Raw genomic sequence first — 13,197 nt, forward strand, 5'->3', positions numbered from 1 at the left:
ATCAAAATTATGGGGTGGCAAAATGAATTTACTAAAAACTAAAATACAGGGCCTATATATTTTAAGTGCAGATGTTTTCGCTGATCAAAGGGGCTGGTTCATGGAGTCATATTCTTTGAAAAAGTTTAGGGAGTTAGGAATAGATATTAATTTTATTCAGGATAATTATTCTTATTCAAAAAAAAGAGGAGTTTTGAGAGGCTTACATTTTCAAACTGAACCTAAAGCACAAAGCAAGTTAGTGAGATGTATTAAAGGTAGAATTCTAGATATAGCAGTTGATTTAAGAAAAGAATCACTTACATATAAAAAACATTGTAAAGTTTTATTAAGTCAAAAAAACAAAAAACAGTTATTAATTCCAAAAGGCTTTGCTCATGGTTTTATTTGTTTAGAGGATGAGACAGAAGTTTATTATAAAGTTGACGAATATTATTTCCCTGAACATGAAAAAAGTATTTTTTATAATGATCCAGAATTAAATATAGACTGGGAAATAGAAAATGTTATTCTATCAAATAAAGATAAAAATGCTCCATTATTAAAAGACCTAGAACTTGATAAAAGTATCTAAGCAAAGGATGTTGTGAATAAAAATGAAAATTGCAGGAGTAGTAGTTTTATATAATCCTGATGAAGATATAATAAACAATATATTATCTTATTATAATAATTTAGAGTTGTTATATATAGTTGATAATTCAAGTTTTGCTAAAGAAGAATTAATTGCTAAATTAATTTCTTTTGACAAAATCTCTTATTTTAAAAAAGAAGATAATATTGGTATTGCTGCAGCCTTAAATTTTGCTGCTGAAAAAGCCATAAAAGCAAGATTTGATTGGTTGCTAACTATGGATCAGGACAGTAAATTTTCAAGTAACGGATTACCATATATGAAAAATTTTATTAAGGTTAATGATACTGAAAAAATTGCTTTAATAACTCCTTTTCATAAGATTAGATCTAGAAAAGCGCCTAAAAGTTCAGAAAATGAATATGTTTTACATGCAATGACTTCAGGTAATTTAGTGAATTTAGATATCTTTCAAATTATAGGGGGATTCAATGAAAAACTTTTTATTGACTCTGTCGATCATGATTATTGTTTAAAAGCTAATTCTAAGGGTTACAAAATACTCAGAATGAATTCTGTGATTTTAAATCACAATCTTGGCAATATATCAATCGAATTAAATATTTTAGGCAAAAAAATCATTACGACTAACCACAATTATATACGTCGCTACTATATTTATAGGAACTCATTTTATATAATAAAAACATATGGCAGAAAATTTCCTCAAATAGTAATATTATTTGTTAGAATTAGAATCTTGGAATTAATAAAAATAATATTTTTTGAAGACAATAAATTTAAAAAAATAAAATACATTTTAAAAGCTATAATTGATTTTAAAAATAATAATTTTTATAAAATTAATAAAAAAGATTAAGGTGATTAAAATGAAAGTTTTTTTAACAGGTGGAACAGGGCAACTTGGGAGTGCTCTAATAAATTTACTTAGAGATAAAAATATTGAATATTCTGCTCCAACAAGAAAAGAATTAGACTTAAAGAATAAAGAAAAAATAAAATGTTCTATTAGCAAATATAAACCTGATATTATTATACATTCCGCAGCCTATACAAATGTTGAAAAAGCAGAATTAGAAAAAGACTTAGCTTATAAGGTCAATGTGGAGAGTACAAAATGGATTGCTAAATCTGTTAAAGAAATTGATGCAAAATTATTATATATAAGCAGTGATTATGTTTTTGATGGTAAAAAGGAGGAAGCATATGAGAATTATGATCTTCCTAATCCTATTAACTATTATGGTTTAACAAAATATTTAGGTGAAAAGCAAATAAAAACAATAACTGATAAAGCTTTTATTATAAGAACCTCATGGCTTTATGGAAAAAATGGAAATAATTTCGTGAAAAATATTCTTAAGTTAACTAAATCAAATCAAAAAATTAAAGTTATTGATGATCAAATTGGGTCACCTACTTATACAAATGATTTAGCAGAACTAATATTAAATATAATGAAAACTAAAAAATATGGTATTTATCATGCTGTTAACGAAGGTTTTTGTAGCTGGTATCACTTTGCTCTAGAAATAGTTAGGGCGAAGAATATCAAGGTAAATGTTAAAGCAATTAAAAGTGAAAAGTTTATCAGTAATATAAAAAGACCAAAAAACTCACGATTATCCACGAAGTCTTTAGAAAATAATGGTTTTAATTTATTAAGAAATTATAAAAAAGCTCTAAAAGAATATCTAGATTGTGAGGTTTAATAATATGATTGTATATTTTAAAGAAAATAGAAGAGAGCTAATTTATAATTTATCCTTCGTATTATTTTTTATTATTTTATTTAGCATTGCTGCTTCTAGAGAAATTGGTTTTGATCGAGATTCAATTGTTTTTGCTGAAGTTATTTATGATTTTTTAAATGGAGAAATAAACATAAATTTGATTGATAAAGAGCCAACTTTCTGGTTGATAATTTTAATTTCTGATTATCTTTTTTCAGATCCTGTATCTGGAGTATTTATTATATATTCTGCTATAAGTATCTCTATAAAACTATATGTAATTAAAAAATTATCTTTATCACCATTTTTAAGCATTATTGTTTATATTTCTTTATATTATATTCTGCATGAACTGACTCAATTTAGAATAGGTGTTGCAGCGGCTTTTTTCTTACTTAGTATAGATGATATTTATAAAAAAAATTTTAAGGGGTTTTTATTAAAATATTTTTTAGCAATTTTATTTCATTACTCAGCTGTTATTATCTTCCCCCTATATTTTATTAATCAGAAAAAGAAACACTTAAATTATTATTATTTTCTTCCTGTTTTAGCTTTGTTAATTTCTTTATATCCAAACTTTCTAATGAATTTTATTAAATTATTAATCCCAATTTTACCGATTTTTTTGGGAGATAAATTGGATTTATATTTTCAAATTTATGAGCAAGGAGTTCATACAGACATTAATTTATTTAATTTTTATATTTTATCTTTAATTTTTATATATTATTTTGCTCTTTATTTTTCTGGAAATTTTAAGTCTGATTACGATATAATTCATTTAAAAATTATGGGTATTATGATTTTTTCCTTTTATACTTTTGCTTTTTTGCCTGTTTTATCATTTAGGATTTCAGAATTTTTAGGAGTAATTCTGATAATTTTTTTAGCAAACTTAACTCATATCTTTGATAATATAATTCTTGCTAAAATATTATTAATTTTATATTCTTCAACAATGCTATATAATTATCTCTTTATTCAAAATATGTTAAGATTTTAATTTAATGGAGTTGAATATTATGCATCAAAAAATAGATATTCTTCTGGCTGTATATAATGGAGAAAAATTTTTAGCAGAACAGTTAGAATCCATAATAAACCAGAGCTATAAAAACTGGAACTTGTTAATTCGTGATGATAACTCTAAAGATGATAGTTTAAGAATTATTAATAAATTTCAAAAAAGAGATCAAAGAATTACTGTAATTAAAGATGAAATTGGAAATTTAGGTGTTAATAAAAACTTTCAAGTTTTACTAAATAATTCAAAAGCAGAATATATAGCTTTTGCAGATCAAGATGATTACTGGTTAGAAGAGAAAATAGAAATGCTATATAATAAAATTAAAGAAATAGAGACCAAAAAAACTCAGCCTTCTTTAGTACATTCTGATGCATTTGTTGCAGATGCAAATTTAAATATTATTGCTAATGAATTTATAGGAGCAAGAGCTCTTGAAAAGGGATTAAACAAAATTATTTTTTCTCCTTTTGTTCAGGGAGCTTCAATGCTGATAAACAAGAGTCTTAAAAAAGAAGTTATAGATTATTTAGGAGATTTTAAACTTTATGATTATTATATTTCTCTAATAAACGAGGCTATTGGTAAAAGAGCTTACATTAATCAGCCTTTAATGTATTATAGGCAGCATCAAAATAACCTAATTGGTGCTTCTCCACATATTTTAGTAAAATTATGGCAAAAAATAATTGGCGGTTATAATTCTATTAGTAATGATCAATATCAGATGTTAAATATCATTTTTAATGACTTCTATGATTTAATAAAGTATGAAAACAAAAAATATTTAGAAGCATATTTTAGAATTATTAATTCCAATAATATTTTAGAAATGTTTAATCTGATAAGAAAATATAAATTTAGTTATTGTTATGGGTCAATACCCTTAATGATAAAAATCTTAATTGAAAAAAAATAATCTAAAATTAAATTTTTATAATCTGTTTTATGATTTAACTGGAGGACAAAATGAATAAAATAACAGTTTCTATTGTCACATATAATAGCCAAGATTTTATAGAAAGAGCAGTCAAAAGCCTGATTAAAAACTTATTATTTATTAAATATAAAATATTTTTGATTGATAATGCTTCTCAAGATAATACATTATCAATAGTTAAATATTTAGCTAAATTAGATAATAATATAGAAATAATAAAAAATGATTATAACATTGGCTTTGGAGCTGCACATAATAAAGTATTAAATTTTATTGATTCAGATTATCATATTGTAATGAACCCAGATATTGTAATAACAACAAATGTAATTAAAGAATTGATAGATTATATAAAAAATGATAAAAAAATAGGGTTAGTAGTCCCTATGCTCAAATATCCAAATGGAAAAATACAATATACTGCTCGACGCGAAATTACTTTTCTTGATCTATTAATTAGGAGATTTTTTCCTAATCAATTTAAGCAAAGGCAGAATTATCATAAAAGATTAAATCAAATCAAAAAGCCAATAAAAATTGAATTTGCCTCTGGAGCTTTTCAATTATTTAGAACTGACATTTTTAAACAAATTAATGGTTTTGATGAGAATTTTTTTATCTATTTAGAAGATGCTGATATTACAAAGAGAGTAAACAAAGTTTCTAATACAATTTTTTATCCACATAATTATGTTATACACCACTGGAATAAAGAATCTTACAAAGAAATTAATGCTTTTATTTATCATTTAAAATCAATGTATTATTATTTTAAAAAATGGGGATTTAAGTTATATTAAATTAGAATGATATGAAAGGAGCGAGGAATGTGAGAATTTTAATTGCAGGAGGAGCAGGTTTTATTGGCAGCAATTTCATATATTATATGAATGATAATTATCCTGAGTATAAATTATTTTGTCTTGATGCTTTAACTTATGCTGGAAATTTAAATAATTTAAAGCACATTATAGGTAAAAAAAACTTCAGTTTTTATAAAGGGAATATTTGTGATCGCAATTTTGTTTACAGATTTTTTAGAGAAATGGAATTTGAATTAGTTATTAATTTCGCTGCTGAATCTCATGTTGACAAGTCAATAACAGAACCAGTAATTTTTTTAGAAAGTAATGTTAAAGGTACCCAGGTTTTATTAGATGCTTGTAAAAAGTTTGGTGTGAAAAAATTTCATCAGATTTCAACAGATGAAGTATATGGTTCTTTACCATTAGAAAAAAAAGAACTAAAGTTTACTGAACAATCAGTACTAAATCCATCATCACCTTATTCTGCCTCTAAAGCAGCAGCTGATCTTTTGGTTAAGTCTTATTATAAAACTTACAATCTAGCAATTACAATTTCGCGTTGTTCTAATAATTATGGTCCTTATCAACTTTCTGAGAAGCTTATTCCCCTTATGATTATCAAAGCTTTAAAAAACGAGAAGCTACCTATTTATGGAGATGGAAAAAATATTAGAGATTGGATTCATGTGAAAGACCATTGTCAAGCCATAGATTTAATCGTTCATAAAAGCAAGCCTGGAGAAGTTTATAATATCGGTGGTGGGTATGAAAAAAACAATTTGCAGGTAGTAAAAACAATTTTAAAAGAATTAAAAAAGCCATTATCTTTAATTTCTTTTGTCAAAGATAGAAAAGGTCATGATTTAAGATATGCAGTTGATATAAGAAAGATGAATTATGAATTTGATTGGCAGCCTCAAATTGATTTCAAAAATGGATTAAAACAAACAATAAAGTGGTATTTAGAAAATCAAAATTGGTGGGAGTAAATATAAGATTATTGAATATAAAATTTAAATTACTTAAGTTTGGTGGGATATAAAATGAAGGAAAAATCAAATATTTTAACAGCAGCTCTCATAATAGCATTATTATCTGTGCTGATTGATATAGAGTTATTTTCTTTTATTACTTTAAATATTTCAACTGCAGAGTTGGGCTTATTATTTTTTATTTTGATTTCAATTTATATAATGGATTATAAAAAGATAATTATGAGCTATTCTGATAAGTTTGTCTCATTAAAAATGGGAGAAAAATTAATTATAATAATTACTCTGATTATTCTAATTATAACTTCGGTTTTCAGTCCTTATTTTATTGAAGCACTTAAAGCAAACCTGAGACTAACTGCTGTTTCTATTTTTGCTTTATTATTTGTTTATAGCTGGAAAAATAAATATCTAAAAAAAAGACTGCTCAAAAAATTCTTGTTAATTATTTCTTTTATTTCAACTTTATTAGTTGGCTTACAGTACATTTTCCCACGTTTAAACCTGCTAATGATCAATCTTTTCGCAGATGGATTTGCTAATTATGGAAATAGTTTGGCAAGACCTATAGGAACTACCCATCATCCTAATTTAATTGCCTGGTTTTTAATGGCCGCATTTATATACATATTAAGTGACAAATTCTTTTCAAATTATCTCAATAATAATTTTCTCCTGGCTTTAATGTTAATATTTTTCTTTTCTTTTTCTATAGCAACCACACAGTCGCGCAATGCATGGTTAGTTTTTATTTTTGCAATGGGATTTATTATTTTATTCTTTCCTTTAAAAAGAATAAAATTATATGCTTTATCAGCTATTTTAATTCTAATTATGAGTATTTTTCTATTTTTTCCTGCTAGAACTGATATTTATTCTGAAGTTTCAGCTTTTTTAAATAGTATAGGTTTAGAAAATATTGAAATCACAAGAGATGAAAATATTAATAAAAAACTTAGAAATTGGCAGGCAGAAGCTTCTCGCTTGGCTCTGTGGGAAGCAGCTTATAATATTGGCTTAGAAAATCCCTGGACAGGTGTAGGTAGAGGAGTATTTAAAAATGTTTTTCCCGAATATATATCAGAAAAAAATGATACAGAATGGGCTGAATCGAATCTAGGCAACTTTTATTCTCATAATCTATTACTATCCTCGTGGGCTGAGTTTGGTATCATTGCCACCCTTTTTATTATGATATTTTCAATTTATTTATTTGTAAATATTATAACTTTAAGTTCAATTAATTTATTAGCTTTTTTTATAGTTGTTTTAGCTTCGGGAATATTTGATGATTTTTCTTATTTTTATATTTATTTAGTTTATACCTTTGTTTTTGCATTTATATTATTTGAAAATCATAAAAAATATAATCTGAATTAAGAATTTCAAAACTATAATTGAATTAGGGAGATATATATGAAGATATTATTTTTATTAAGCTTATTTATAATCATATATGGTTATTTTGTTTATCCGTTATTATTATTTATCACTGTTAAATTTATAAAAAAGGATGAGATTAATTTTGATGGAAATGAAGAATTGCCGACGATAACTATGATTACTGCTGCTTATAATGAAGAAAACATAATAGAAGAAAAAATAAAAAACTTTTATAAGCTTAAATATCCTGAGGATAAATTAGAAATTTTACTTGCTTCAGATGGAAGCACTGATCTTAGTAGTAAAATAATTGCTGCTAATAAAGGCAAAAAAATTAAATTTTTCGATTATAATTTTCGTAGGGGAAAATCAGCTGTTATTAACTCATTGATTAAAGAAGCTAAGGGAGAAATTTTAGTTTTTTCAGATGCAAACACGATTTTAGAATCTGATATTTTAATAAAGTTAGTTAGACCTTTTAATAATACGCAAATTGGAGGAGTTAGCGGCAATTTAATCTTTGAAAATCCTAATTCTAATCCTGGTGGTGAAGGAGAAAAGCTTTATAGTATTTACAAAAATTATCTCAAAGAGCTTGAAAGTAAATTCAAGACAATAATTTCGGTAGAAGGAGCTATATATGCTATTCGGAAAAAATTGTTTTCTCCAATACCCGAAAATACAATTGTTGATGATTTTATAATTGCAATTTTAATAATAACTAAGGGATACAAAATACATTATCAAAAGTCTGCTAGAGCATATGAAAATACAGCTTTATCTTTGAGTGATGAATTCAAGAGAAGAATCAGAATTGGAACAGGTAATCTGCAGTCAATATCTTTGCTAAAAGATATATTTTCTTTTAAAAATTATAAAATATTATTTATGTTTTCGTCTCATAAGATAAGTAGATGGTTAGTTCCTTTTGCAATCATCACAACTTTTATTAGCAATTATTTTCTTTATGGCAATCACATTTTTTATCAGATAGCTTTTTATTTACAAATATTATCTTACTTTATTATAATTTTTGTCCATTTTCTAAATAGATTAAATATTCCTATTGGGAAATTATATATACCCTATTATTTTTTGGCGATGAATATAGCTCTACTTTACGGTTATATTAATTTCATTTTTAAAGCAAAAGATGCTAAATGGGAAAAAATAGCTAGACAAAATAAAGTGGCTAAAAATAGCAAGCAAAAACAAGCACGTAGAGAATATGATTTTATTAAGCGGATAATGGATCTCATATTATCACTATTAGCATTAATCCTGCTATTGCCGTTATTTTTTATCATCGCTTTTTTGATAAAAAAAGAAGATGGAGGTCCAGTAATTTTTAGCCAAAATAGGATCGGAAAAAATAAAACAGAATTTAAATTATATAAATTTAGAACCATGGTGGTTGATGCTGAAGAAAAATTGAATAAAATGATTTCAGAAAATGAAAAAATCAAAGGAGAATATTTATCTAATTATAAATTAAAGAATGACCCTAGAATAACTGAGATCGGGAAAATTTTAAGAAAATTACGTTTAGATGAGTTACCACAAATTATTAATATTCTTAAAGGTGAGATGAGTATAGTTGGTCCTAGGCCGGTATTAGAAAAAGAACTAAAAAGACATTATGGGAAAATTGGGGAAAAAGTCTTTTCTATAAAACCGGGTTTGACAGGTTATTGGCAATCAGAAGCGATCAAAAATGAAATAGATTATCAGCAGCGAATAACTTTAGATCTTAAATATTTAAAAGAAAGAAATATTTTATTAGACTTAAAACTGATTATTAAAACTCTTAAAGATATTATAGTTTTTGAAGAATTCTAATTGCTCTAAAAGAAATCCTATACTATTCTATTAGTGCTGTAAGTATCTCACAATAATTTAATTGAATAGAGCCGTATATTTTAATATAATCAAGTCTAGGCAAGAGTTTCTCGAGCATACAAAGATAATTCTAATGTTTTAGTACAGGTAGTTAATGTAACTGCCAGAATAATTTTTGCTGAAGAATTATTTGTTATTCAGGAAAATGGTCTGATTAATATTGATGTTCCAGATGATATATACGTTAATAATGTTGATATTTAAATCTATTTAAAAGCACTATTTAATAAATCAAAATTTCACTTAAGGTCAGAAATTTAGAAAACTGGCTGATATAAACAGCCAGTTATAATTTAAAAAGGAGTTAACTAAGATGATATTTAGGAATATTGGATTTTTAATGATAGTTGTTGGTCTTATAATGGTAGTTTTAGGTGCCCTCTTTTTTATTTCTGGAGATCATTTTTCCTGGCTGGGCAATCTACCCGGTGATCTTAGAATAGAGAGGGATAATTTCACCCTCTATTTTCCGATAACCACCATGATAATAATTTCGATTCTTTTAAATATCATCGTCAGGATCTTTCTTTATTTTTTTAGATAAGACTATTCTTCTTCTTGAGATTTATAAGTTATAATTTCTATTTCTTCTACTGTTACCAGGCCATCTTTGACCATTTCTTCAACCATAGGAATTACAGCTTCTATTTTTTCTGCCTTATCGACAACTTCAACTATAATAGGTAAGTCTTCAGAAAGCTCCCAGATATGAGAACTTTTAATTTTTGTGCTGAGACCAAAACCTTCAATACCGGCAATTGCTGTTGCACCTGCAAGACCCTTTTCCTTGAACTTCATTATTAATTGTTCATAGAGTGGTTCACCCTGCCATTGATCAGTTTCACCAATATAAATTTTTAAGATTTTTCCTTCACCAATCATTTTATTCACCCCTTTAATTTATTTTTTACTGAGCCATCTTTCACCACTAAATTTAATCCCTACAGCACCCAGGGGAGCAGTTATAATAATAGCTAATACTGCTATAGCTAGGATCAGTTCTCCTGATTCAACACCTGCTGCCAGTGGAACAGCACCAATTGCCGCCTGAACAGTTGCTTTGGGAGTATAGGCAATAACAGCAAAAAATCTTTCTTTCCAGTTAAAATCTGTACCTGCTACAGAAAGGAGAACCCCTGCCGATCTTGCCAGAAGTCCAGCTGTAATAATTATAAGTCCCAGTATACCAGATTCAAAAGCAAGATAAATATTTACTTCTGCACCTACCAACACAAAAAGCATAATTTCTGCAAAGACCCAGATTTTATTAAATTTCGAAGATAATCTTTTCCCCAGAATTTTATATCTTTCCTGAAGAACAAAACCAATTGTCATCACTCCAAGTAGAGCTGCAATAGGTATTATACCTTCTAGAACCTCTTCAAAACCTGTCAGCAAAATAGCAGAACTTAAGATTAAGAGAGCCTTTTTAGTATCACGCATATGATATTTTTTAAACAAATAGACGAGAATAAAGCCAGCAATTATACCCAAAATTATACCGATAATTATTGAGACAGGAACATTAAATATTTGCTGTCCAATACTAAGGTGACTTCCTCCATACATACCTAAAAAGGTAGAAAAAATGGTAATTGCAATAACATCATCAATTGAAGCACCTGTTAAGATTAAAGTTGGAATACCTTTTTCAGCTCCGCGATTATCATTAATTAAAGATAACATCTGGGGAACAACCACTGCAGGGGAGACAGCTGCAACAATAAAAGCAAGCATCCCTGCTTCAATAATCGAAAGAGAAAATATGTAGCGGGAAATAAATAAGATGGTTATTCCTTCCATAACACCCGGAATAAAGCTAAGTTTTACTGCAGGTAAACCTACTTTTTTTAAGGTATCTTTTTCTATACCAAGACCTGCTCTTATTAAAATTATTATTAAAGCTATTTTCCTTAAATCAGCTGAAATATTTAAAATATCACCACTAATTAAAGAAAATCCATAAGGACCAATCAAAACTCCTAAAATCAACATTCCCAATAAACTGGGTAGTTTTATTTTTTCAAAAATTTTATTTATCAATAATGCTAAAATCAAAATTAATGCAAGGCTAAATGCCATCAACTAACACCTCATTATAAAATTATTTAAGTTATTTAGGTCTTTTTCCAATTTTTTTAGATGTTTATTCTGTTCTTCTAAACCTTTAGTCTTTTTTTCTCTACTGTTTTCAATTATTTTATTTATCTTTTCGATTAATTCATTAATTTCTTCTTCCCAGTGAGAAATGAATCCAGCAGCAGTTTTATTTATTCTTTTATCGAAGTCATAGCGGATCCGACCACAATTTTTATCAACCTGATGTTTTACCTCCTCTTCAATTTTGTTTTTAATAATCTTATCTTTAAATATAGCAGGTAGGAATTTTAAGAATTTGCTGGCTTCAATTTTGGTATAGAAAGTTTCTTCTTCTTTAAAATGGTAAGAAAAATCCCAGCTTTCAACGATTTGATCAGGTTCCTGAATTTGCACTCTTAGTTCAAATTGTTCTGTTAAAACCTGATTAATTTCTTTTATAACTGACTTGATTTCTTCAACAAATTTTTGACCCTGCTTTTTAATCATTTCACTTATTTTTTCTTTTTCTTCCTGCCGCCATTTTTCGAAACTTTCTTCAATTTCTTTGCTCAAAAATTTTTCTAATTCTTCAACAAAATTTGAACTATTACTTGCATTTATTTTTTCTTGAGCAGCTTTAATAAGTCTTTTTTCTTCCTTCTTTTTAAAATTATCTATATCGTCTGCAAGTGTTTTTATAATATTTTCTATTTCAGCTTTAAAAAGATAGATTTTATTTTTTTTCTTTTCCCTGATTATTTCAAGTTTTTCATCAATAATTTTGATCTTTTCCTGCAGTGTTTCCAGTGGTTCCAGCATTATCTTCTTTTCTAATTTTAGTTTAAAAAGCAGTTCTTCAATAATATAGTTCAACTTTCTTTCAACAGAATCAATAATTATTTGAGCTTTTTGTTCAGTTATAAGTTTTTCGACTTTTTGACTGAACTTTTGAAAAGCAGAACTTTTTTCGTCATTAGAATTTAAGATATTTTCTGCAGAAAGGGGAAAAATGGAGATCTCATCAAGCTTTGTTTTATTTGTAATAACTTTTCGAGCAAAATCAATAATCTCTTTTTTTTCATCCTCAGCAACTAAATCAATTTTATTAACGACAAATATTATTTTATTTGCTATTCCTTCTACTTTGTTTAGAAAATTAACCTCATCTTCGGTCATCGGTGGATCTACAGCCAGGACAAAAATTACAGCATCTGCATGTTTTAAATATTTTTCTGTTGTTTCTGTATTATTCTGGTGAATAGAGCCAATACCAGGAGTATCAATTAAAATTACACCTTTTTTAAGCAATTCAGAAGGATAATAAATATTAACTTCTTTAATATTTTTTTCGTTTTTAGGATTCTCTTTTTCTGAAATATAATTATTTAATTCTGAGAATTTAATAGCTTTTTTTTTCATCATTTAAGAATACAACCTCAGCTTTTTTCTCTTCTCCATAATAGAGTTTTGTTATAATGGCCGTTAAAGGTAAAACCCCACTGGGCAGTAATTCCTCATTGATAAGAGCATTAATCAAGGTTGATTTACCTCTTTTGAACTGTCCTAAAACTGTAAGATTAAAATGGCTTTGTTTTAATTTTTCTTTTTGTTCTAATAAAAGTTTTTCTAAGCCCTGATTATCATATTCTTCAATAAAATAGTCAAGTTCCTCAGCTTTATTAAATAGTTCATTTTTGCTCTGCTCAAATTTTTCTAACATCAAATCACCCCATAAAAATAAAT

12 protein-coding genes and 1 pseudogene are annotated in these 13,197 nt (G+C 26.6%); 10 read left to right on the forward strand and 3 right to left on the reverse strand.

The window, feature by feature from the left end; all coding sequences use genetic code 11:
- Positions 1 to 22 precede the first annotated feature (22 nt).
- The 10 genes from rfbC (at position 23) to HALSA_RS03270 (ending at position 9,919) form a co-directional block, all read left to right on the forward strand.
- Positions 23 to 574: a dTDP-4-dehydrorhamnose 3,5-epimerase gene (gene rfbC, locus HALSA_RS03225; protein WP_013405180.1), complete on the forward strand. Its 552-nt coding sequence runs from the start codon at positions 23 to 25 to the stop codon at positions 572 to 574.
- 22 nt (positions 575 to 596) lie between these two features.
- Complete coding sequence (locus HALSA_RS03230) at positions 597 to 1,454, forward strand: glycosyltransferase (protein WP_013405181.1); 858 nt, start codon at positions 597 to 599, stop codon at positions 1,452 to 1,454.
- A 10-nt stretch (positions 1,455 to 1,464) separates the two neighbouring features.
- On the forward strand, positions 1,465 to 2,307 hold the full coding sequence (gene rfbD, locus HALSA_RS03235; RefSeq protein ID WP_013405182.1) for a dTDP-4-dehydrorhamnose reductase: 843 nt from the start codon (positions 1,465 to 1,467) through the stop codon (positions 2,305 to 2,307).
- Positions 2,308 to 2,311: 4 nt separating this feature from the next.
- A complete protein-coding gene (locus tag HALSA_RS03240) occupies positions 2,312 to 3,334 on the forward strand; it encodes an EpsG family protein (RefSeq protein ID WP_013405183.1) in 1,023 nt (340 codons plus the stop codon).
- 19 nt (positions 3,335 to 3,353) lie between these two features.
- A complete protein-coding gene (locus HALSA_RS03245) occupies positions 3,354 to 4,274 on the forward strand; it encodes a glycosyltransferase family 2 protein (RefSeq protein WP_013405184.1) in 921 nt (306 codons plus the stop codon).
- A gap of 50 nt (positions 4,275 to 4,324) precedes the next feature.
- On the forward strand, positions 4,325 to 5,095 hold the full coding sequence (locus tag HALSA_RS03250; protein ID WP_013405185.1) for a glycosyltransferase family 2 protein: 771 nt from the start codon (positions 4,325 to 4,327) through the stop codon (positions 5,093 to 5,095).
- 29 nt (positions 5,096 to 5,124) lie between these two features.
- The gene (gene rfbB / locus HALSA_RS03255; protein WP_013405186.1) at positions 5,125 to 6,090 is read left to right on the forward strand and encodes a dTDP-glucose 4,6-dehydratase; all 966 of its coding nucleotides are present in this window, start codon (positions 5,125 to 5,127) and stop codon (positions 6,088 to 6,090) included.
- Positions 6,091 to 6,144: 54 nt separating this feature from the next.
- Entirely contained in the window at positions 6,145 to 7,473 is a 1,329-nt protein-coding gene (locus HALSA_RS03260) for an O-antigen ligase family protein (RefSeq protein WP_013405187.1), read from the forward strand.
- A 36-nt stretch (positions 7,474 to 7,509) separates the two neighbouring features.
- Positions 7,510 to 9,315 (forward strand): sugar transferase, encoded by a 1,806-nt coding sequence (locus HALSA_RS03265; RefSeq protein ID WP_013405188.1) that lies wholly within the window; start codon positions 7,510 to 7,512, stop codon positions 9,313 to 9,315.
- A 373-nt stretch (positions 9,316 to 9,688) separates the two neighbouring features.
- Positions 9,689 to 9,919 carry a DUF2905 domain-containing protein gene (locus HALSA_RS03270; protein ID WP_013405189.1) on the forward strand — a complete coding sequence of 77 codons (231 nt, stop codon included), beginning with the start codon at positions 9,689 to 9,691 and terminating at the stop codon, positions 9,917 to 9,919.
- Positions 9,920 to 9,921: 2 nt separating this feature from the next.
- On the opposite strand, the gene HALSA_RS03275 is transcribed toward HALSA_RS03270, so the two are convergent.
- The 3 genes and pseudogenes from HALSA_RS03275 to HALSA_RS03285 all read right to left on the reverse strand — a co-directional run bounded on the left by HALSA_RS03275 (position 9,922) and on the right by HALSA_RS03285 (position 13,174).
- Entirely contained in the window at positions 9,922 to 10,257 is a 336-nt protein-coding gene (locus HALSA_RS03275; RefSeq protein ID WP_013405190.1) for a DUF190 domain-containing protein, read from the reverse strand.
- Between the two features lie 18 nt (positions 10,258 to 10,275).
- The gene (locus tag HALSA_RS03280; RefSeq protein ID WP_013405191.1) at positions 10,276 to 11,457 is read right to left on the reverse strand and encodes a cation:proton antiporter domain-containing protein; all 1,182 of its coding nucleotides are present in this window, start codon (positions 11,455 to 11,457) and stop codon (positions 10,276 to 10,278) included.
- A gap of 3 nt (positions 11,458 to 11,460) precedes the next feature.
- Positions 11,461 to 13,174 (reverse strand): annotated as a pseudogene (locus tag HALSA_RS03285) (dynamin family protein).
- Positions 13,175 to 13,197: the final 23 nt, after the last annotated feature.

It is taken from the genome of Halanaerobium hydrogeniformans, from assembly GCF_000166415.1.
Classification (GTDB): Bacteria; Bacillota; Halanaerobiia; order Halanaerobiales; family Halanaerobiaceae; genus Halanaerobium; species Halanaerobium hydrogeniformans.